Annotated in this window: 18 protein-coding genes; 7 read left to right on the forward strand and 11 right to left on the reverse strand. The window is 40.6% G+C overall.

Annotation, left to right across the window (positions count from 1 at the left end):
* Window positions 1–112 precede the first annotated feature (112 nt).
* The 4 genes from RMY16_RS08760 (at window position 113) to RMY16_RS08775 (ending at window position 6,014) form a co-directional block, all read left to right on the forward strand.
* Complete coding sequence (locus tag RMY16_RS08760; RefSeq protein WP_322667849.1) at window positions 113–1,771, forward strand: alpha-amylase family glycosyl hydrolase; 1,659 nt, start codon at window positions 113–115, stop codon at window positions 1,769–1,771.
* Between the two features lie 199 nt (window positions 1,772–1,970).
* The gene (locus tag RMY16_RS08765; protein WP_322667850.1) at window positions 1,971–3,026 is read left to right on the forward strand and encodes a 3-deoxy-7-phosphoheptulonate synthase; all 1,056 of its coding nucleotides are present in this window, start codon (window positions 1,971–1,973) and stop codon (window positions 3,024–3,026) included.
* A gap of 617 nt (window positions 3,027–3,643) precedes the next feature.
* On the forward strand, window positions 3,644–5,839 hold the full coding sequence (locus tag RMY16_RS08770) for a transglycosylase SLT domain-containing protein (RefSeq protein ID WP_322736049.1): 2,196 nt from the start codon (window positions 3,644–3,646) through the stop codon (window positions 5,837–5,839).
* A gap of 19 nt (window positions 5,840–5,858) precedes the next feature.
* The gene (locus tag RMY16_RS08775) at window positions 5,859–6,014 is read left to right on the forward strand and encodes a hypothetical protein (RefSeq protein WP_322736050.1); all 156 of its coding nucleotides are present in this window, start codon (window positions 5,859–5,861) and stop codon (window positions 6,012–6,014) included.
* Between the two features lie 211 nt (window positions 6,015–6,225).
* Here the strand turns inward: RMY16_RS08775 and RMY16_RS08780 are convergent, their stop codons facing one another.
* From RMY16_RS08780 to RMY16_RS08795, 4 genes are all read right to left on the reverse strand, one after another.
* Window positions 6,226–6,612 (reverse strand): type II toxin-antitoxin system VapC family toxin, encoded by a 387-nt coding sequence (locus tag RMY16_RS08780; protein ID WP_322736051.1) that lies wholly within the window; start codon window positions 6,610–6,612, stop codon window positions 6,226–6,228.
* A complete protein-coding gene (locus RMY16_RS08785) occupies window positions 6,612–6,890 on the reverse strand; it encodes a hypothetical protein (RefSeq protein WP_322736052.1) in 279 nt (92 codons plus the stop codon). The genes RMY16_RS08780 and RMY16_RS08785 overlap by 1 nt, the downstream gene beginning before the upstream one ends.
* Before the next feature lie 137 nt (window positions 6,891–7,027).
* Window positions 7,028–7,810 (reverse strand): DUF3883 domain-containing protein, encoded by a 783-nt coding sequence (locus RMY16_RS08790; protein ID WP_322736053.1) that lies wholly within the window; start codon window positions 7,808–7,810, stop codon window positions 7,028–7,030.
* Window positions 7,722–8,147 (reverse strand): hypothetical protein, encoded by a 426-nt coding sequence (locus RMY16_RS08795; RefSeq protein ID WP_322736054.1) that lies wholly within the window; start codon window positions 8,145–8,147, stop codon window positions 7,722–7,724. The genes RMY16_RS08790 and RMY16_RS08795 overlap by 89 nt, the downstream gene beginning before the upstream one ends.
* Before the next feature lie 1,117 nt (window positions 8,148–9,264).
* On the opposite strand from RMY16_RS08795, the gene RMY16_RS08800 reads away from it, so the two are divergent.
* A complete protein-coding gene (locus RMY16_RS08800; protein WP_322736055.1) occupies window positions 9,265–11,484 on the forward strand; it encodes a peptidase domain-containing ABC transporter in 2,220 nt (739 codons plus the stop codon).
* 100 nt (window positions 11,485–11,584) lie between these two features.
* Window positions 11,585–13,087, forward strand: coding sequence for an HlyD family efflux transporter periplasmic adaptor subunit (locus RMY16_RS08805; protein WP_322736056.1), 1,503 nt, complete (start codon window positions 11,585–11,587; stop codon window positions 13,085–13,087).
* Window positions 13,088–13,230: 143 nt separating this feature from the next.
* Here RMY16_RS08805 and RMY16_RS08810 read toward each other — a convergent pair whose 3' ends face one another.
* The 6 genes from RMY16_RS08810 to RMY16_RS08835 form a co-directional block, all read right to left on the reverse strand.
* Window positions 13,231–13,812 carry a Uma2 family endonuclease gene (locus RMY16_RS08810; RefSeq protein ID WP_322736057.1) on the reverse strand — a complete coding sequence of 194 codons (582 nt, stop codon included), beginning with the start codon at window positions 13,810–13,812 and terminating at the stop codon, window positions 13,231–13,233.
* Between the two features lie 48 nt (window positions 13,813–13,860).
* Window positions 13,861–15,456: a DHA2 family efflux MFS transporter permease subunit gene (locus RMY16_RS08815; protein ID WP_322736058.1), complete on the reverse strand. Its 1,596-nt coding sequence runs from the start codon at window positions 15,454–15,456 to the stop codon at window positions 13,861–13,863.
* Between the two features lie 170 nt (window positions 15,457–15,626).
* On the reverse strand, window positions 15,627–16,886 hold the full coding sequence (locus tag RMY16_RS08820; RefSeq protein WP_322736059.1) for an MFS transporter: 1,260 nt from the start codon (window positions 16,884–16,886) through the stop codon (window positions 15,627–15,629).
* Between the two features lie 270 nt (window positions 16,887–17,156).
* A complete protein-coding gene (locus RMY16_RS08825; protein WP_322736060.1) occupies window positions 17,157–18,608 on the reverse strand; it encodes an HlyD family efflux transporter periplasmic adaptor subunit in 1,452 nt (483 codons plus the stop codon).
* A gap of 162 nt (window positions 18,609–18,770) precedes the next feature.
* A complete protein-coding gene (locus RMY16_RS08830; RefSeq protein ID WP_094348154.1) occupies window positions 18,771–19,238 on the reverse strand; it encodes a MarR family winged helix-turn-helix transcriptional regulator in 468 nt (155 codons plus the stop codon).
* A gap of 77 nt (window positions 19,239–19,315) precedes the next feature.
* A complete protein-coding gene (locus tag RMY16_RS08835; RefSeq protein ID WP_322736061.1) occupies window positions 19,316–19,480 on the reverse strand; it encodes a hypothetical protein in 165 nt (54 codons plus the stop codon).
* 152 nt (window positions 19,481–19,632) lie between these two features.
* Between RMY16_RS08835 and RMY16_RS08840 the strand changes: the two genes are divergently transcribed.
* Window positions 19,633–21,360, forward strand: a complete 1,728-nt coding sequence (locus RMY16_RS08840) for a hypothetical protein (RefSeq protein WP_322736062.1) — start codon at window positions 19,633–19,635, stop codon at window positions 21,358–21,360.
* Between the two features lie 10 nt (window positions 21,361–21,370).
* Here RMY16_RS08840 and RMY16_RS08845 read toward each other — a convergent pair whose 3' ends face one another.
* Complete coding sequence (locus tag RMY16_RS08845; protein ID WP_322736063.1) at window positions 21,371–23,029, reverse strand: ArnT family glycosyltransferase; 1,659 nt, start codon at window positions 23,027–23,029, stop codon at window positions 21,371–21,373.
* Window positions 23,030–23,138: the final 109 nt, after the last annotated feature.

A 23,138-nucleotide genomic window follows, 5' to 3' on the forward strand; every position in this document is an offset into this window, starting at 1 on the left:
CATCCTGAAGATAGAAGCGCTGGCTGCATAATTCTTTCTCTAGAGCTATTTGCAAATTCAATTGAGCATCAGAGAATATTTCTATCAACCCTTGATATTACAAACACGTTCTATGGCAAAGCCAATTGAATTTAATTTATTTGCACCTTATAACAAAGGAGCTGCATTAATTGGTTCTTTTTCTGATTGGCAAGAAATTCCAATGGAAAAAGGTGATGATGGTTATTTCCGCACAAGTGTTGAACTAGAAGACGGCGTTTATAAATATAAATTTCGCGTTCAATCAAATTCATGGTTTTTTGAACCAGAACAATGGGTTGATGTTACAGATCCCTGTGCAACTGATATAGATGAACAAAGTGGAAAAGATGATGGTGTTATCCGGGTCAAAGATGGCGAAAGGATTACCGATACATACGTTTGGCAACATGATGATAAACCTTTACCTGCTGACCATGAATTGGTAATTTATGAATTACATGTTGGTGACTTTTCTGGTGGCGAGGATGACCCTTATGCACGAGGCAAGTATAAACACGTTATTGAAAAGTTAGATTATTTGTGTGAACTAGGAATCAACGCTATTGAATTGATGCCACTTAAAGAATATCCTGGTGATTATAGTTGGGGTTATAATCCGCGCCACTTCTTTGCAACAGAATCAAGTTATGGTTCAACTGCTGAGTTGAAAAATTTGATTGATGAGTGTCATGGCAAAGGTATTCGTGTAATTCTTGACGGTATTTATAACCACTCAGAAGCATCTGCTCCCTTAACACAAATTGACCACGATTATTGGTATCATCACGAACCTCGTGACCCTGATAATAATTGGGGGCCTGAGTTTAATTATGAACATTATGATGAAAAATTAGATATTAAGCCAGCTTGGAAATTTATTGGTGAGACAATCCGTTTTTGGATATCAGAATATCATCTTGATGGTATTCGCTATGATGCAGCGCGGCAAATTGCTAACTACGACTTCATGCACTGGGTTGTTCAGGAAGCCAAAAAAACTGCTAGCATGAAGCCTTTTTATAATGTTGCTGAACATATTCCTGAAACTACCAGCATTACCAATGTAGATGGGCCAATGGATGGTTGCTGGCATGATAGTTTTTATCACTGCATTCTAGAACACATTTGCGGTGATACATTTGATTTAGAGCGTCTCAAAGATGTCATTGACTGCAAGCGCCAAGGCTTTTTGGGTGCTACCAATGTGGTAAATTACCTCACCAACCACGACCATAACCATGTCATGGTTGAACTGGGTAACCGTGAGATTTTTGACGAAGAAGCCTTTCGGCGGGTTAAATTAGGAGTAGCCATCCTAATGACTGCTGTTGGCGTACCTTTGATTTGGATGGGAGAAGAATTTGGCGAGTATAAACCTAAACAACCTGAATCATCCAAAATTGATTGGACGCTGTTAAGTAATGATTTAAATCGGAGTTTATTTGATTCATACAAAGGCTTAACCAACCTGCGTAAAAGCAATCATGCTCTCTACACGGAAAATATTGATTTTATCCACGAAAATGCAGAGGCGAAAGTATTAGCTTATACTCGTTGGAATGATGAAGGTTCTCGTGTAGTTGTAATAGCAAATTTCTCAGGAGATTTTCTAGCTGGCTATCATGTTCCTAACTTTCCTAGCGCTGGTACATGGCACGAGTGGACAGGCAATTATGATGTCGAATCTGGTGACGATGGCATCATCACAGACTTGGGACCATACGAAGCGAAAGTGTTTGTATGGCAGTAATTATATACACTACCACTGAATCAGTAGTCTAATAGCAAAGAAAAGGGGAAAAGATATTTCCCCTTTTCAGTTATTATTTTAGTTCACGTACAGTTTAATTAGAAATTTGTCAATTAAAAAATAAGCTATTTTAAAATTTCATGAGTTTGTGTTACACTTCTGAGTTGAAGTGCGTATATAAAATTGTCAGAGCATCCCCATGCACAATAAATTACTTAATAGTAATATCGACAACGCTAACATTGAGAACGATCGCATTTTATTAACTCCCAATGAAGTAAAGTCAAAATTACCTTTAACACGATTAGCCGAACAAAGAGTTTTAGCATATAGACAGGAAATAGAAGATATCCTGGATTTTCAAGATCGTAGAAAATTTATAGTAGTTGGCCCATGCTCAATCCACGACCCAAAAGCAGCGCTCGAATATTCTGAGAAATTGAAAATATTGGCCGAGCGAGTCAAGGATAAGTTGCTACTAATTATGCGAGTATATTTTGAAAAGCCAAGAACAACCGTAGGCTGGAAAGGATTAATTAATGATCCAGATATGGATGATTCTTTCCATGTAGAGAAAGGTTTATTAATTGCACGGGAGCTACTATTAAAAATTACAGAGTTGGGATTACCTGCTGGCACAGAAGCACTAGACCCAATCATCCCTCAATACATCAGTGAACTGATTACATGGTCTGCTATTGGCGCACGTACAACTGAATCACAAACTCACCGTGAAATGGCAAGTGGGCTTTCGATGCCTGTAGGTTTTAAAAACGGTACTGACGGCAATATTCAAGTAGCTTTGAATGCCCTACAATCAGCTGGAAATCCGCATAATTTTTTGGGAATTAATCAAAACGGTCAGGTCAGCGTCTTTCAAACTAAAGGTAATGGCTATGGTCACGTAATTTTAAGGGGTGGTAGTCAACCTAATTTTGATCCAGCAAATGTCAAACTGGTAGAAGAGAAATTAAAACAGGCAAATTTACCACCGAGAATTGTAATCGACTGTAGCCACGGCAATACCAATAAAGATTACAAATTACAAGGTGCTGTCTTAGAAAATATTATTCAGCAAATAGTGGATGGTAATACATCAATTGTTGGCATGATGCTGGAATCGCATTTGTATGAAGGTAGTCAACCGATTACTGGTAAAGAAGAATTAAAATATGGTGTTTCTGTAACCGACAAATGTATTAGCTGGGAAGAAACCGAAAAAATTATTTTGGCTGCTCACGAAAAACTTAAATAAGAAGTCAGAATTCAGAATGTCATGAATGGGGAATTTAGAGCATGTTTGCAAGCCTGAAAGTATAATAATAAACCCCGCTGCCATTCCTCTTGTTTCGGCTACAGTCAGCATAGATACAAATTGAAAAACCTGCTCCACATTAGCTTTAATTTGGTTGTAGCGTGGCAAGGATAAAAAGTTGAAAGTAGATTTTTGAAAAAACGGAGATAAATCAATATTTTCTGCTTTTTCCTAATGCACAACTTTAGGCTTGCCACGCCATTACAAAACTAATGGCCCAGAAAAACGCTCAGGTGGTGGCGATAAATTTTATCTATCGAGAGAAGAGTTTTAGATTTGTAGCGTCAGCTTTTGGTAGGGTAGGAAAGTTCAGTGGTTCTAAATCAGTAGGAAGCGAATCCCCAGCAGAAGAGCTACCTACTAGGATCTTTAAGATATACCTAAGATAGATGTAATAGTATCTAACATGTGCTAAAGACTCAATACTACCAACTGTAGGATTGAAAATTAGTATTTTTCTACATAAAATTAAAAATCTAAAATTAAAAATTGGTAACACTGATGGTTAGGAGTGTTAGAGTTTCAAGAAATTCACCGAAACTTTTCAGCGGGTATTCATGCTGAAGAAACTACAGAAAAAGCAAATTTCGATAATTGCGGGTGCAGCACTCTTTGCCTTTTTAACTGGGGCAATGGTATCAGCACCTGAGATTGGCAAGTCTCTGGGAAAATGGCTCAAACTGAGTCAGAATCAAGCAGAGCAAAAATCAGACGGTAGTGTTGCCCAATCAGCCGTCTTTGGGCTGATATCGCAATCGCTGCCAGAACGGGCGGCAAAACTAGCTGCGATCGCTCAAGAATCGCGATCGCCAGACCGGAATCGCGCTCGTTATCTTTTGGCGAGTGATTACATTGAAAGAACCCAAGGGAAAAAAGCTCTGGTTTTACTCCAAGGACTAGAGAAAGACTATCCCATCCTCGCGCCCTATATTTTACTCAAACAAGCCCAAGCAGAGGATATGCTGGGCGAGGACGGCAAAGCCTCGGATCTCAGGCAAAGGGTGCTGAAACAGTATCCCAAAGAAGCGGCCAGCGTGAAAGCGTTATATCTGATTGCTCAACCAAAGCAACAAGAAACTGCGATCGCTCAATTTCCTTCCAATCCTCTAACTTGGGAAATTATCCGCAAACGCTTGCAAGAAAATCCCAATCAGCCACAATTACAATTGATTTTGGCTAAGTATGCCTACGATCAACCAGGCATTGTGGGCGTTTTGGATCAGCTAGCAAAACAGACTACCCTCAAACCCGAAGATTGGGAACTCATTGGTACTAGCTATTGGGAAAATAGTCAATTTCTGAAAGCGGCTAATGCTTACGCCAAAGCACCCAAAACATCGCGCAACCTCTACCGTACTGCACGGGGTTTACAGGTAGGAGGCAAAGATAAAGAAAAAGCGATTGCTACCTATAAACAATTAGTGCAGGAATTTCCCAATAGTGAGGAAACTGGGACGGCACTACTGCGTTTAGCAGAAACCGCAAAAACACCTAAAGACGGCTTACCCTATCTTGATCAGGTAATTAGTAAATTTCCCAAACAAGCTGGTACTGCACTGGCACAAAAAGCCAAAACCCTCCAAACTCTCAAGGATCAAAAGTCAGCTAGCGCGGCGTGGCAATTACTCATAGGTAAATATGGTAACTCTGACGAAGCAGCAGAGTATCGTTGGAAAATCGCCCAAGATAAAGCCGAAGCCAAAGATTATGTCGGTGCTTGGCAATGGGCAGAACCAATCGTCACTAATAACCCCAATAGTATTTTGGCTCCAAGAGCGGGCTTTTGGGTAGGTAAATGGGCCGCTGCACTGGGGAAACAGCAAGAATCTAAAACTGCTTATGAATATGTGGTTAGCCAGTTTCCTTACTCTTACTATGCATGGCGAGCCGCGACAATGTTGGGGCTAAATGTCGGCAATTTTGACAACGTGCGCGTCATGAACCCAGAAGTAATCGCCCCCCAGCGTCCATTACCGCCTGCTGGTTCTGAAACTTTCAAAGAATTGTATCTGCTAGGTCAAGACCGCGATGCCTGGTTACAATGGCAAACAGAATTTCAGAACAAAATTCAGCCAACGGTAGCAGAGCAATTTACCGAAGGGTTGATGCGGCAGGCTAAAGGAGAAAATCTCATCGGAATTGATGAAATTTCTAAATTGGAAGACCGGGAAATACCAGCCGAACTTGCCCAATATCAGACTCTGAGTAAACAAATCACCTACTGGCAAGCGCGTTATCCATTTCCTTATCAGCGAGAGATTGAAAAGTGGTCTATTGACCGTAAACTTAATCCTTTGCTAGTAACTGCTTTGATGCGTCAAGAGTCACGGTTTGAACCAAAAATCAAATCTGTCGCTGAAGCTACTGGTTTAATGCAGGTGTTGCCGAGTACAGCTAAATGGATCGCGCCACAAATCAAGGTGGATTTCAAAACAATAAGTTTAGAAAATCCCAACGATAACATCATGCTGGGTACATGGTATTTGGGTCATACCCACGATCAATATAACAATAACTCCTTGCTGGCGATCGCTAGTTACAATGCTGGCCCCGGCAATGTCTCCAAATGGTTGCAAACTCTAACTACAAAAGATCCAGATGAGTTTGTTGAACAAATTCCCTTTGATGAAACTAAAAACTATGTGCGGCAAGTATTTGGCAACTACTGGAATTATCTAAGGCTTTACAACCCTGAGATTTCTGGCATAGTGACAAAGTACTCGACCACACACCCACAACTACCGACGCGATAATCTTAGAAAGTTATGAGTTGTGAGTGTTGAGTTCAAGCAATTTTTTAATTCAAAGTTCACAACTCATAGTGATATCTGTTTAGGTTACGATGTCGAGATTCGCTTTGTAGCACCCAAAGGAAAGCGATCGCACAAAGTCGAGCCTCTGAGGATTTCTGCTAAGGAGTTAGTTTAGTCCTGTGATTGCTCTCACCAAAAGTATCCCTTTTTAGTTGGATAACTAGCTATCCAATAAAGTAGGCAGACTCAAGAGCGATTACTCTGACAAAATTGCGATGTCTACGACGGGCTACGCCTACGCACCAAAAAACAATTAGCAAAATCAAGTAAACCTGTAGTAGTCATTCTAGAAAAAGCTAGAGTTCTAAAATTTTGGCATATTTGAGCTACCCAAAATCATCAGAGAATAATGGCACATCATAAAATTTAAACTTTTGGTCTACTGTAATTATTGTTAAACCTTCTACCAAAGCTTGAGCAATTAACATCCGCTCAAAAGGATCTTTATGGTGTAGAGGCGAATCAGCAACCTTTATTCCATGTGCCAATGTCATAGATAAAACCTCAAACCGACTGAAACGCAAAGCCTCCTCCAAATTACCAGGAGCAATTAACTTTCCTAAAGACTGTTTAATTGAAATTTCCCAAGCACTAATCGCACTGACAAAAATTAAATTTTCAGGATTAATAATTACCTCTCGTAACCGATCTGACAATTTAGAATCATTTTCTAAAAACCACAACAAAATATGAGTATCTAATAAAAAACTCACTACTCATCCCCATAAAATGCTGCAATTACTTCTTCTAGAGTCTCATCAAAATCATCAGCAATCTTAACTTTTCCCTGCCAAAAACCCGCGACTCTTGGCTTTAAGGCATCATTTAAATCAGCTTTAGTAACTGTCGGCTCAGGTTGAGTCAAAGGCAAAACTTTTGCCAAAGGGACACCTTGATGAGTTAGGGTAACTTCAACATTATTTTGGATATCTGACAATAAATCAGCTAAATTCTCAGATAAATCAGCAATATCAAAAGTTTTTGGTGACATTTGGCTTATGCCCTACTGATTACCAGCATTATAACCAATAAAATCTACCCTCATTGAAGATAAAATCGAATAGTCTTGGAGGATGAAGAATGATTAAAAAATATAAAATGTAATCGTTAACACGGTAAACAATTATTTTAAATCGGCTCAGTTCCCTGTTGCCACAACTCCAGCCAATCATAATTAATACTCGTCACGGCAAAATCTGGTTCTTTATGGAACGGACGGCGTAAGTAGTGAATAGAACAATTACCTTCCATATCTTCTCCTAAAGGCACTTGCACCAATGCCAAAATGAAATTATCTGGCTTGTTTAGAGCAGTAATAATTTCATTCTTCGTCACTGTCACAGTTTTAGCACCTGTGATTCTCCCTTTCACTTCAATAAATCGCAACTGTCCTGTTTCTGGAATACGCGACTCAATATCATAGCCGCACTTCTGATGACTCACATTTATCGGTTCGTACCCTAAATTGCGTTCTACTTCCATCACAGCCGTCATTGCTGCCTTTTCTACTCGTTCCGTCTCCCTGGCAAACATCGCCGTTGTTGCCTGTTGTTTGCCTTGCATTCGTTGCAGCAAGCCTACTGAAACTACCAATGCGCCCCCAACCACCACAGGCGGTAATGGCGATAATCTACGTTCTTGCTCTAATTCCTCCAAGCGCTGCATTAACCGTGCTTGCAAATCATCCGCTCGCTGACGTGCCTTACCTGAGTTAATTTTGGCATTAGGCTTGCCAGCTTCCTCTTGCATTTTCAGTTCTTCAGCCCGATGATCCCAGTAATTAATCTCCTTGGTTAATCTATCTTTTACTGCTGTCATCGTCTTAGCAATAAGTTCCTCTTTGCGCTGCTTGAGTTCTTGAAGATGTTGGGGAACAAGGTGAGCGATCGCATAACTCTTGGCTTTCGGCACGATTAAATTCCTCGCGGACATACTCAGTGACTCGCTTATACAGTACCGCTTCTAAATCCGATAGTTCATATTCTATACGGATGCGGTGTGCTTCTGATGCCAGACGAAAATTAGCTCCATCAGCAGTAAAACTCCAAGCACCACCAGAGGTGATTATTTCTAAAGTAGGTTCTCTGTCTCGAAAGACTAACTCATTCCCTAGCGTGCCGCTAGCATCTTTGTATGTTAATTCCACAACATCAGATCCATGCCACTGAGCATCAACGATGGCGACAATACTGTTTGGCAGGATACCTTGTACTTGCGTGCCTTTTGTTAAATCCTCAAGTCTAAGCATATTGCGGTGTTTTCCCTTTTGGCAAATGTCAGTAGCAATGTAGATACCAATGTTTTTTGGACAGACATTGCTCCTTATGACCATAAGAGACACTAGGCTGGTTAGTAGCTAGTATATTTACTGTTTGTGGCTGTGGTAGCTTGATGTTGCCTAGAAAATAGCTTGAGGGCTGATTTAAGCGATCGCTCCATGCTAGTGGCTACAGGTAAAGTGAAATAGAGTGCGATCGCATTCCCTGCTACTTAGATATCTTTGCGAAAATTATAGATTGACAAAGAATTTGGTGGAGCCGTGAAGGACTGGATACTAGAGAAGGTGTATAGGAGATTTACGCAAGAAGCTAGCTAAAGGCTATGCAACAATTCTGATTTTTAAGGGGGGTTGGGGGGATCAAAAGCTTGTGGGGCAATGTTAAAAGACTTGTGTGTACACCGTAGGCTTGCGGGCAGGGAAGACGAAGCGTAGCTTTGGCGGGGTGGGGTTCTTCGGGTTTAATAAGTAATCAAGGGAACATGACAAAATGTCCTGTTTGCAAGAAAGTTTTGATTTTTTGAGTGATCGCTTCTAGTGTTTCTTGGCTTGGTTGTTTCTTAGGAAGCTTTTTGCCCCGATATCTTCTGCATAAGGATTTTACAGATTTTTTCCCAGATTTTCGCTTCTTCAGTGCATAAACACTAAAAGTCATCGTAAAGAGTCATAACAGAAAAGTTTACTTAATTAAGTATCAGAAAAAAGGTGTAAAGAAGATTTACTGGCTGATTACTGATTTGAATCTTTGAGTTTACATTAGACCTGCCTTGAAAATAGAGGCTGAAACAACGCAAAATCGTTCCAAGATCATTTTCATTGTTCCTTGTGAGCGCAGCTCATGGAGTCTCTTGCAAAAATATATTTTTGCACTCTTAGGGAAAAGGAAAAAGGTTAAAGGGAAAGGATTTTGAGTTTCTTTACCCTTTTCCCCCGCCCCTTATCCCCAGAGGGGGCCCCACCTTCCCCTTTACCCCGACAAATGCCAAGAAGTCTATTGTCCTGTCTCAGTTCAAATCGTAGAGTTAACAACTCAATTAAGTCGGGTCAAATGACTCGACTGTATTCTTCCCCATAATTGCAGCAGAAAATGAAATACCAAATAGTCCTTCAACACAGCGAAGAAGACTGCGGGGCTGCGAGTCTTGCAACCATCGCCAAACACCACGGACGCACATTTACCCTCAACCGCATCCGAGAAGCCGTAGGTACTGGTTCTAGAGGAACATCCTTGCTGGGATTGAAGCGGGGTGCAGAAGTACTAGGATTCAATGCCCGCCAAGTTAAAGCTAGTCCCCAATTACTCGACCAATTAGATCAAGCTCCTCTACCAGCAATTATCCACTGGAAAGGCTACCACTGGGTCGTATTATACGGACAAAAAGCTAAAAAATACGTCATTGCCGACCCTGGTGTTGGTATCCGTTACCTTACCCGTCAAGAGTTAATGGCAGGTTGGGGTAATGGCGTCATGCTGCTGCTGACTCCAGACGACAGTCGTTTTTATCAACAAGAATCAGATAAAATTGGCGGACTGGGAAGATATCTGCAACGGGTTTGGCCTTATCGTTCTATTCTCGCTCAAGCGATCGCCATTAACATCGCCATTGGACTACTTTCTTTGGCATCTCCTTTCATGATGCAACTCCTCACCGATGATGTCTTAGTACGAGGTGATACCCAACTACTAACGACTGTGGCCATTGGCGTTATCGCCATGAACTTAATTAGAAGCGCCATTAGTTTAGTCCAATCTCACCTGATTGGTCACTTTGGTCAAAGATTACAATTAGGGCTAATCCTAGAATACGGACGCAAACTCTTACATTTACCCCTATCCTACTTTGAAGGACGACGCAGTGGGGAAGTTGTCAGCCGCATTGCCGATGTCAAAGCCATCAATAACTTAGTTTCCCAAATTGTCCTCGGATTACCCAGTCAATTCTTTATTGCTATAATTTCCTTGGGTTTTATGCTCTTTTACAGTTGGGAACTAACTCTAGCTTCCATAGTTGCATTTATGATTATCACGGGTGTTAACCTACTTTTCTTACCCGCGATGCGCCAGAAAACCCGGAATCTGATTATTTCTGGTACAGAAAACCAAGGCTTTTTGGTAGAAACATTTCGCGGTATCCAAGTATTAAAAACTACCCAAGCCACTCCCCAAGCTTGGTCAGAATACCAAGGGAATTATGGTCGCCTCGCCAACCTGGGCTGGAGTATGATGAAACTGGGGCTGTATAGCAGTACAATTACTGGCATTCTTTCCACCTTCATTAGTATTGGCATCCTTTGGATGGGTAGCTATTTAGTCATTAATCGCACCTTAACAATTGGTCAATTAATGGCATATAACGGCATGAGTGGCAACTTTCTTGGCTTTTTAGGTGCTGCCATCGGCTTAGTAGATGAGTTTATCACAGCCCAGATAGTCCTTCAACGCATGACGGAAGTTATTGACGCTACCCCAGAATCTGAAAATGATTTTAAAAAGCCTTGGGCACAAATTCCTGGTCATGCAGATATTACTTGCACTGAACTTAATTTTCATCACGCAGGTAGAGTTGACCTCCTCCAAGATTTTTCCTTAACTATTCCTGGCGGTAAAGTTATTGCTTTAATTGGCAAATCTGGCTGTGGTAAAAGTACCCTGGCAAAATTGCTGACTGGTTTATATAAAGTCGAGTCTGGCAATATTCGTTATGGTTTTTATAATCAGCAAGACCTATCCTTAGAATGTCTCCGCCAACAGGTGGTATTAGTTCCTCAAGAACCCCACTTTTGGAGTCGTTCGATTATTGATAACTTCCAGTTTAGCTATCCCCATATTAGTTTTGAAGAAATTGTCAAAGCTTGTCAGATTGCAGGTGCAGATGAATTTATTAGCAAACTCCCTGATAAATATCAAACTGTTTTAGGAGAATTCGGGGCAAATCTTTCTGGTGGACAACGCCAAAGATTAGCCATAGCCAGAGCCATAGTTACTCAGCCACCAATCTTAATTTTAGATGAATCCACGGGCGCACTCGACCCAGTAAGCGAAAGACAAGTATTAGATAGACTTTTATCCCATCGTCACAATCAAACGACTATTTTAATTAGTCACCGTCCCAAGGTGATACAGAGAGCAGATTTAATTGTATTTTTAGAACAAGGACGCTTAAAAATCCAAGGTACACCAGAAGAATTGCGCTCTTTACCTGGTGAACATTTAGATTTCTTAGATGATCTTTTTCCTTCTCAAAATGGGTTGGCGCTAATATCTTCCTCGGCTCATCATAACGGCAAGACTGCCACTATTAATTAAGATAGTTCGTACCTCGGCTTCTCTAGGAGACGCTACGCGTAGCTTCTCCGTAGGAGTACGCTCGGTAACCTAATTCGTAATTCGTAATTCGTAAGAGATCATGGTTAGTAATACAAATTTTCTCCCTCCAATTCAAACAAACGAATTCCTCCCACCAATTAATCGTTGGACAACATGGGGCGGAATGTTTATTCTCTGCGTTCTCGGATTAGCTGTGCCGCTTGCTGCAATTTGTAAGTATAAGGTTACAGTCCAAGCACAGGCGGTTGTGCGTCCGGCGGGTGAATTGCGAATTGTGCAAGCGGCGACTGAAGGTCAGGTTATGCACATTTATGTCAAAGAAAATCAATTTATCAAAAAAGGAGATGCGATCGCAACTATCGATGACTCCCGTCTGCAAACCAAAAAAAGTCAATTGCAAACTAGTATTCAACAATCTCAGTTACAACTAGTGCAAATCAATGCCCAGATTAGTTCCCTTAATAGCCAGATTCAAGCCGAAACTGACCGCCTTAACCGGATTATTACTGGCGCCGAAGCCGAATTGAGCGGCCGCCGTCGCGAATATCAAGATAAAAATCTTACCACTGTTTCCGAACTCCAAGAAGCTGATGCCAACGTCAAAATTGCCGAGAAAGAATTGCTGGCTGGGAAAGCACAGTTAAAAACAACACAAGCAAATCTCCATGCTGCTGAAGCTGCTTTGGGTGTAGCCCAGTCAAAACAGAAGCGATATGAGAGTGTAGCCAACCAAGGGGCGCTATCTCAGGATCAATTGGAAGAAGCACAATTATCTGCCAGACAGCAAGAGCAAGCGGTAAAAGCGCAACAAGCAGCAGTGGAGGCACAAAAACAGACAATTGAACGGTTACAACAAGCTGTATCTGCTGTGATTGCCAGAAGACAACGCGCCCAAGTTGCCGTAAATCCAAGTAATGCAGCAGTAACTGTTGCTACTGAGCGAATTGCTCAAGAAAAAGCCGGAGGGGAAAGCAACAAAGCAACTTTAGAAAAAGAACGCCAAGCCTTAGTTAAGCAACGGATTGAAATTGAAAAGCAGTTAGAGCGTGATACTAGCGAACTCAAACAAGCAGAAATAAATTTAGCTCAAACTGCGATCGCAGCTACTGCCGATGGTATCATTTCCCAACTCAATCTGCGAAACCCAGGTCAAACTGTGCGTGCTGGCGAGGAAGTCTTGCAAATTGTCCCCTCTGATGCACCCCAAGTTTTGAAAGCTGCCGTGGCATCTGAAGATCAAAGTAAGTTAAAAATTGGTCAAAAAGTCCAAATGCGGGTCAGCGCTTGTCCTTACCCAGATTATGGTACTCTCAATGGTCAAGTGCAGACGATTTCTCCAGATGCGATCGCTCCTCAAAAGAATGGCACAAATACATCTATGAATGGGACTACTAGTCCAAAAGCTACTGCACCTGGTGCTTTCTATGAAGTCACAATTAAGCCGGAAACTTTGGTTTTAGGTAAAGGGAAAAACCAGTGTCATATTCAATTGGGTATGGAGGGTAGGGTTGATATTATTTCCCGTGAAGAAACTGTGCTGCAATTCTTCCTCCGCAAGGCGAGGTTGATTAGTGATTTATAACTTTGTCTTTTGGGAAGTATTACCTAATTTTAGGTTTTTAAAACTTTACTCTCATATTTGTCGAAGTAAACAAGTGAAAAATTTTTGCGATCGCTCTCTGCTGAACAACTCAACGCTTTAGGAAGTGAGCCATAAATGTTAGATTAGGAAATATTCTCATCTATCAATATTACATCTTCATATATTTCTGCGATTGCACACCGAAAATCAACGCTAGCCAAATGCACTTCTTCCCCTTTTTCATAAGGGTAAAGTACCCAATGCCCTTCGTCATTGCGGCGGAAGCATTCGACACTCATTCTATCTGGTGAAATTAACACATATTCTTGCAGTGATTCTAAATGTCGATAACTAGCAAATTTCTTTCCTCTGTCATAGCCTTCGGTTGATTCAGAAAGCACTTCGATAATTAAGGAAGGATAGCACTTAAAATATTCAAATTCTTTATCTTGTGTATCGCAAGTCACCATTACATCGGGATAAAAATAGCGATTTATGACCTCGATTTGTGCTTTCATATCTAACATATAGACACGGCAACCACCACCCCGGAGATGGTTTCGCAACAGTACAAACAAGTTTCCTACTACAGTTACATGAGCATCGCTTGCTCTTGCCATTGCGTAGACTTGCCCATCAATATACTCGTGTTTGATTTCACTAAATTTCTCGCCTTCTAAATACTCTTCTGGGGAGATATAGTACTCACTTTGGCTAATGACCATTTTAGTACCTTAGTAGTTTTATCAAATATTTTAACCCATACAACAAATTTAATGAGCGACAGCGCCACCAGTTGGCTTCACCTTTTTGAGAAATAAAATAGCAATCCCACTGAGTAACAATGCAATCCCAATAAAGTAGAAACAATCATTAAAAGCCATTACAAATGCTTCCCGGCGGACGATGTTGGATATAGATGCGATCGCTTGATTTTGGGCTGTACTTAAATCTGCTCCTCGACTGACGAAATACTGCGTCATTTGGTCAATACGCTGTTGAGTTTCTGAGTTATATAAAGATACTGTATCGCCCAATCTATTAGAGTGAAATTGCTCTCTATTAGTTAACAATGTTGCTAAAGAAGCAATTCCGATAGAACCGCCCAGATTCCGCATCATATTAAATAAACCACTTGCCGAACCTGCTTCTTTTGGACTTAATCCACCAGTGGCGATAGAAGTTAGCGGCACCATAATTAAAGGTTGACCCATTGCACGCACAAATTGCGACCACCGTAACTGATCTAATCCAGTTTCATTAGTCATTCCAGAGTTCATAAATGCACTGATGGAAAATAAAGTGACACCAACAGCCACCATTAAGCGCACATCAATGCGTTGCATCAATTTGGGTATGAGGGGAATAATAAATAGTTGGGGAATACCAGCCCAAATCAACACTTCACCAATTTGCAGCGCATTGTATTTTTGAATTTGGGCGAGATACAACGGTAAAATATAAATTGAACCATACAATCCTACCCCCAGCGACACATTGACAATACTAGCTAAACCAAAGTTGCGCCTAAACAAAAGCCGCAAATTAATAAATGGTTGCTTACGAGTTAATTCAATATAGAAAAATATCGCCAAGAAAATTCCTGCAATTATACTTAAGCGCACAATCAACGCTGAACCAAACCAATCTTTGCGGCTACCTTCTTCTAAAACAACTTGTAGGGAACCTAAGCCAATAGCCATCGCAATAATTCCCCACCAGTCACCTTGTTTGAGTAAATTAATTTGGGGTTTTTCTTGCTTAATTCCGTACCAAACACCAGCCAGCATTAATGCTCCTGGAATTACATTTATATAAAAGTTGTATTCCCAACCAAAATTTTCGGTTAACCAACCTCCTAATGTTGGGCCAATTGAGGGTGCAAAAACTGCACTAAACCCAAATGCAGCCAGTCCAACTGATTGTTTGGATTGGGGTAAAGTTGTTAAGACAACTGTCATAGCAGTAGGAATTAAAACTCCTCCGCTAAAACCTTGCAAGGCGCGAAATAAAATCATGGAATTAAGATCCCATGACCAAGCACAGCATATAGAAAAGAAGATAAAGAGTGCAGTATTGACTAATAAATAACGTCGCAGAGAAAATACTCGTGATAACCATCCTGTTAAAGGAATTACCACAATTTCTGCTACAAGATACGCGGTAGAAATCCAAGAACCTTCTTCGAGAGTAGCTCCTAAACTTGCTTGAATATCTTGCAGCGAAGCATTAGTTATTTGAATATCCAATACTGCCATAAATGCACCAAGCATACTGGCTAATACACCAATCCAGGTTCTTAGCGGTACACGCTCTGGTGGTAAAGCAGGATTTTGCCCTTGCTGACGAATTACACCTGTATTAGCCATAACTTTATTCCAGTTTCAAGGTTAAGTAGCAAAAAAATTTATGATTAAATCTTATATCAATATGTTCTTTGCCTCTGCGTAAGCTTGAATCAGCAACGCTAAAAATTAAAAAATAATTGCTATAGAAAGCTTCATTAAGATAAATCTAAATTTAACTGAGGTGATTTATTTTAAACTTCTTGAGTTGTAATAATTCCCTTTTGCTCATAAATTGGACGCATTATTTTCCTTAAAGCAGGTAACTGTTTGCTAAAAATAATTGACCCTAAAATACAAGCTATTCCATCAATAATTAAAGTGTTGGAAGCGCCAATACGACTTGCTAGGAAACCTCCTAATAAATTACCTACGGGAATCATTCCCAAAAATGACATTGTGTATAAGCTCATCAATCGCCCGCGTTTATTGTCTTCGACAATAGTTTGTAAAAATGTGTTGCTAGCAGCAATCTGAAGAATTGTTCCTAAGCCAACAAATAACATTGTAAATAAAGAGAGTGGTAAAAATCTAGATAAAGAAAAGGCAATTAGACCAGTTCCTAAAATTGCTGGAGCTAGAGCAATCAATTTCCCAATTCCTAAGATTGTTTGGCGCGTAGCTAGATAAATACCACCAGTTAAGGCTCCAACTCCAGATGCCGCCATCAAAAAACCCAAACTTTCTGCACCACCTTTGAGAACTTGTTCGGCAATTACAGGGACGAGAATAGTGTTTTGCAGTCCCATCAGGCTGACCAAAGCTGATAGCAACAAGATAGATCGAATGGGTGGGAAGCTAAAGGCATATACAAATCCCTCTTTGACTTTTTGCAAGGGATTACCCTGAGTTACCGAATTTTTCCAAGGTTTAACTTTCATCGCCAATAAAGCGGCGATTACAGCAATGTAGCTCAAACCATCAATTAAAAAACAATAGCCAGTTCCAACCCTAGCAATTAATAAACCCCCGATCGCAGGGCCAATTAATCTAGCACCGTTGAACATCGTGGAATTAATCGCGATCGCATTGGCTAAATCTTCTCTGCGTTCAACCAATTCTGGCACAAAAGCTTGACGGGCTGGCGCATCTAAGGCGTTAATAAATCCTTGGAACAAGCTCAAAGCGATGATGTGCCATACCTCAATCACTCCAGTTAACGCCAGCACTGCTAATGTTAACGATTGAATCATCGCCAAGACTTGCGTACCAATTAAGGTACGATACCGAGAAAAGCGATCTACAAATACTCCGCCAAAGGGAGCTAAAAAAAAGTTAGGAATTTGACTCGAAAATCCCACAACTCCCAACATGAATGGGGATTTTGTCAAGTCATAAACTAGCCAAATCGTGGCAAGTTGCGTCATCCACGTCCCAATTAGGGAAATACCTTGCCCAGCAAAAAATAACTGGTAGTTTCTTGACCTTAAAGCAGGTAGTAGCGGTTTTTTCATGTCAGGCTTGCTTTATACCAATCTGCTTTCATAGATATCATCTCACCTCATCTCTATACGCCTCTCTTTAGATGTAGGAGAATCTCATAAGCAGAAAGAGGTTTTTCATCTTGCTTACAGGCCATTTCGTATTTAATGATGTCTGGTTGATTACTTACTAAACCCCAAGAACCCCACCCCGCCAAACCTACACTTTGTCTCCCCTCTCCGCAAGCGGGGAGGGGCTGGGGGTGGAATTCTTTTATTATGGGTAACTTAGGGAACATGATATTACTTGACTTCCACCGCAACTTCCGCAGACATCCCAGGAGTAATCCGCGATTCGTATCCTTGAATGCTCTTTTGGTCGAAAACTATTTTAACGGGAATGCGTTGGACGACTTTAGTAAAGTTACCTGTAGCATTATCCGGTGGCAATAAGGCAAACTGAGCGCCAGAAGCTGGCGAAATACTGTCAACACGACCAATAAAGTTGTGATGAGGGAAACTATCCAGCTTGATCTCTACAGGCTCTCCTGGGCGCATTTTTTCTAATTGAGTTTCTTTGAAGTTCGCAACTACCCAATAGCTGTTATCCACGATCGCCATTAATGGTGTTCCTACTGCGACGCGGTTGCCAACTTCCACATTTTTCCTACCTACCCGTCCAGCACTAGGGGCAGTAACATTTACATAGGATAGTTGCAATTGCGCGTCTTTTAGCGATGCTTCTGATTGCGCGATCGCTGCTTTTGCCGCTTCGTATTGACTACGTTTAACTGTGGTATCTTGTCCGCCTGCGGTAGCTTGTTGCAATCCTCCCTTAGATGCCGCCAATTTAGCTTGGGCGTTGGTGACATTTTCTTGCGCTTGTGCTAATTGAGACTGGGCTTTGGCGACACCAACTCTAGCAGAGGCTAACCTGGCTTGGGCTTGTTGTACTCCCTGAAGAGCAGCGTTCCTTTGTGCTGTAGCCACGTTAAAAGCGGCCTTGGATGCGTCTAGCTGCTGGCGAGCGATCGCACCTGATTGATACAACTGGTTGTAACGATTGTAATCTGCTTGGGCATTTTCCAAATTCGCATTTGCTTGCGCTACCTGGGCTTGGGCGGCAGGAATCCCTGCTTCGGCTAGTCTGACTTCAGCTTGCGCTGCTGGTATCCCAGCTTGGGCTTCTTGCACTGCTGCTTGGGCTGTAGAAATTGCTGCTACTGCACCACTGACATCTCCTTGTGCTTGAGTTGTCTTACCAGTGGTGGTTTGTGAACTCAAAGCAATATTTGCTTGAGCAGCTTGCGCTTGACCGCGAGCATTTTCGAGGGCGGCTTGTGCCTGTTGCACCTTACTTTCATAGTCCCGTGGATCTAACTTCACCAACAATTGTCCCGGTTGCACCAGTTGGTTGTCATTTACCAGCACTTCACTTACAGTTCCGGGAATGCGACTACTAACTTGGTGAATATTTCCCACAACAGTCGCGTTGTCTGTTTCCTGGTGGGTAGAGGCGTATTGCCAGTAGTGAAAACCAAAAGTACCTGCGGCGATCACACCCACGCCTAATCCTGCCAAAATTAAACCAGTCGGTCTTTTCCGTTTCGGTGGAACTTCTTTCTCGATCTCAGGTGCTTCTGTTGTGGATGTTTCTGCGGTAACAGTTTCTAAAGTCTCTAAATCAGGAATCACTTCTTTTTCTAGAATTGGGGTTTTGTGTCCATTGCGTCCGTTAAATGTGTTAGCACCCATGATTCTTAACTTCCTTGCTCGTTCAATAACTTGATTAATAGTCGTTTATTTAGAATGCGTAATATTGTCTGAAAAAAATCCTTATTTCCTTAGTATGCGTAATATTATCTCAAAACAAATCTTTACACTGCCTCCCCCGGTCGGGTGATTATAAAATCATCTTTAAGACAGGTTAGCGATCGCTCGATTCAAGATTTGGGAAAACAGTTCGCGATCGGCAAAGGAAATACCATCCATTGCTTCATCACGCACGGCTGCGGCGATTGGCGGTAAAACAGCTTCTAGTTCCTTACCTGCATCCGTGAGCCAGATTCGCCAAATGCGCCGATCTTGAGTGTCGCGTTCTCGACGCACCAAACCGCGTTCTTCCATCCGATCTAGTACGCCTGTTAAAGTTCCTCCCACTTGTTTGAGTTTATCTCCAATACTAGAAGTAGGTAAACCATCTTCTTGCCAAAGACAGCACAACACCAACCAGTGAAATGGCGTCAGTCCAAAGGGTTCTAGCCTCTCAGTAAACTTACGACTCAGCAATTGTGAGACTAATTTGATTCTGTAGCCCAAATTGTATGGTGCCAGATTTTGCTGCCACGACTCTAAGGTTGGGGAGTGATTAGATGTAGAAACCATTTAGCAAAATACTTAGTATGCGTAGTATTATCATAACTAAACTAATCTTTTTTAGCAATAGTTACTTTACATCTATCTTAGGGAAGAACTTGAATCAACTGGTACTCTTTTACTGTGCCAAGAATGCGGTAAGACCGAGGTAATTTAGGGGACTGGTCAGCATAGATCCAAGCATAGCTTAAAACTGCTATTTGCGAAATAGAGGCTACTTGTTCTTTAAATCCAGGCAGTTCGGCTTTCATGACCTTTCGTTCTGGGTAAAAAACAGAGTGTTACTAGAATTATTGGCTTTATAACTGACCGCTCAGTACTTGAAGATTGTACAATCAGAAAAATTGAAAAAAGCTTTTGATTTTCTTAATTAACATAATTTATTCAGACATAGACGCGTACAATGCTAACACAATTACAAAAAGTTTTAACAGCACCTATTACTCAAAACAGCAAACAAAATCAATCTAGATTAACTGTTCTTTTTTGGTACAGTCTCAGTCTAACTTTTGCTGTTGGTTATATTTTGATGGGGCTGCGACAAGCTTTCACCAGCAAATATATAGTGAGCGACGATGCACGGGAATATATTTCTTGGATCTATCGTTACTTTAACCCAGATTTATTTCCTGGGGATTTAATTGCTGATTATTTTCAGTCGGTGACACCAATTGGGTATGGTATTGTTTATAAAATAATTGCAGCTTTAAATATAGATCCAATTTTATTTGGCAAAATTTTTCCATTAGTACTGGGAGTAATTACAACTAGCTATTGCTTTGTAGTTGCTATGGGGATATTACCAGTACCAATGGTGGGGTTTCTCGCCTCTTTACTTTTAAATCAAAGCCTTTGCCTTCATGATGACCTATTTTCTGCTACACCTAGAGATTTTATTTATTCCCTGGTTTTAGCTTTTATATATTATTTAATACGCTCTTCAGTATTTGGTATATTAATTGTATTTGCGCTTCAATGTTTAATATACCCTATCATAGGTTTTATCAATTTATTAATTTTACTTTTGAGACTATTTCGCTGGCAGAATGGGCAGATAACTATTTCTCATAACCGAAAAGATTTTATTTTATTTGTAGCAGCCACTATAACTGCTGGCATCCTAATTTTACCTTATACTATTCAATCATCACAATTTGGCCCGACAATTACTGCTGCTGTTGCGAGAACTATGCCAGAGTACTGGGATGGAGGAAGATTCAGGTATTTTACTCATAATATTATTAATTATTGGTTTGATGGTAGAGATAGCGGTTTTTTTGCTTTAATTGCACCTCCTCAACTATTATTTGGTTTATTTTTACCAATTATCCTGAAATTCCAATCTCACTTTCTCCTAACCAAACAAGTAAAGGATGAAGTCAAACTATTACTACAGGTAGTAATAGCTAGTTTAATCATGTTTTTTACTGCCCATGCCTTAGCTTTTAAATTGCACTGGCCTAGCCGATACACCCATCATACTTTTAAGGTAGTACTTGCTCTTGCAGCAGCAATCTCTATTACCTTAATTTTAGATGCTGCATTGCGATGGTCGAGACAAAATGGCAGACAAATTTTAATCTTGGGGACTATTACGATCCTTGGTGCAGGACTCATTTTGTACCCTAGTAGCTTAAAAGTTTTTCCCAAAACCCCTTATTTAGTAGGTCAAGCCCCAACATTATATAACTTTTTGCAAAAGCAACCGCAAAATATTGTCATAGCTTCTACTTCCCAAGAAGCAGATAACATACCCATCTTTGCTCAAAGAACAATTTTGGTGGGTAAAGAATATGCATTACCGATCCATACAAAATATTACGCTCAATTTCGCCAGCGGATGATTGACTTGATTAATGCCCAATATACTGATGATATTAATCAGATTAAAGACTTTATTCAAAAATACCACGTAACTTTTTGGTTATTAGAACGTTCTGCATTCCTTCCAGAATATATAACTAAAAATACTTGGCTACAACAATATCAGCCCGCGGCACAACAAGCGAACGCAAATTTACAGAAGGCTCTACCTGTTTTAGCAACATTAATTAACTCTTGTGCAGTTATTGAGACTGATAATTTAGTTCTTCTGAAAACAGAATGTATCAAAGCAGTAGCAAAGACTTGAATATAATGTCTTATGGAAGAACTTGAATTAACTGGTACTCTTTGACAGCGCCGATAATGCGGTGAGGTCGAGATAATTGAGAAGACTGGTTAGCATAAATCCAAGCATAGCTCAAAGCTGGTACTTGGGAAATAGAGACTACTGGTTGAGGGCGAGTAGGAAGATAGAAATTAAGCAGTACTTTTGTTTTAGCGTCCATCTCCACATAGTACGTAGGATGAGATTGGAGAATTGAAGCGATCGCACTTTGTTGTAAAAAAGTTTTTAAACCAGAGTTATAATCACTTAAGAGACCTATGCTACCTATCGCCGCCAAGGCCAGCCAACAGGGAATTAACCAACCTGCAATCCAATAACGCGCTGTGAGAAACTTTTTGTCAAAGTGGTAACGAGCAATCCACACCATAGGTAAAATTAACCAACCCAAGCCCATAGCCAAGCCAATACTTGCATACTTGCGGATATCAGAACTACCCCAGCTAAAAATGCCAATACTCGCTATAACAAGTAAAACACCTAATCCACCCAAGCCATAACTGAGGTTTCGGGGAAGATTCTTCTTTGCAAAAAGGTTCAATATCTTTTTTTTACTTTTTTGAAGAGGGAAGTGTGGGGGAATTCCTGTCTGGTAAATATTGCCTAACCAACTTAAACCCACAGATGCAAACAAAGCGATGAACGGATAAAGGCAAAGACTATAGTGAGATAAACGAGTGCTAAAAATACTAATTTCTACAAATAAAACAAGTGGAAAACCAACTAATATTAACTGGTAACAAGGAATAGGACGACGGAGAGTTAAAAACAAACCTAAAAGTCCGAAAAAAGCCCAAGGAAATGCTTTTACAGGAATATTCCATACATAGAATAGTAGCCCATTAGACTCCCGCTCTTCAGAACTTAGTTGTACAACAAACTTGATTAACTCCTCAAAACTATTATTTCCATAGTGTAGCCAGCTTAACCACAGCCAAATACAGCTAGGTATTAAACCTACGAAAAAACCTAAATATAAAATTGGGTTAGTAAGATGACGATGACGGCGATTTTCCCAAATTAAATAAGGTAATAAAGCTATAATTGGCAAGAAAATCATAAAGCTTCTAACTAAGAAGCCTAAACCTAAACTTAAACCAGCTAGAAAACTCCACCAGTAGCGATATTTGGGATGTAATTCCGTTTTTATTAAAGACAAAATAGCTAAAAGCACCAAGAGAACCATCGGTACATCAGGTGTACTTAAGCGAGAGTATTGTAGCCAGAGAAATTCCACACTTAAAATTGCAGCAGCTAGCCAACCTAATTTTTTGCCTAGCATAATTTTGCCAATTTCATACACCAGCCACAAGCTAAAAATGCCAGCAATCATACTAGGAAGACGCGCACTAGTATCACTGATACCAAACAGCTTGTAGAAACTGGCAATTAACCAATAAGGGCCAGGAGTTTTATGATGTGCTGTTTCCCAAGGAGCTATCCAATTACCAGAATCAAACATCAGACGCGCACGTGATGCGTAAAGCGCTTCATCATGTGCCATCAGGCTATTATGTCCAGAAGTAAATAGTAATAAGGGCAGTATCCAAACTAACAAACTAAAATAGGGCAATGATGCGATTAGGCGGATTTGTCGCCAAATATGCTGTAAGAAGTGTAGTTTATATAACATTAAATTGATAAAAATTGAATGCTGCTATTTAGGTATCCTGCTGTTATTAAAATATGTTACATAGTGTTTGTGAAAAAGTATCTGAAATTGCCGCAAATTTCGGAAACAG

It is taken from the genome of Nostoc sp. DedQUE12b (genome assembly GCF_034530835.1).
GTDB lineage: Bacteria > Cyanobacteriota > Cyanobacteriia > Cyanobacteriales > Nostocaceae > Nostoc.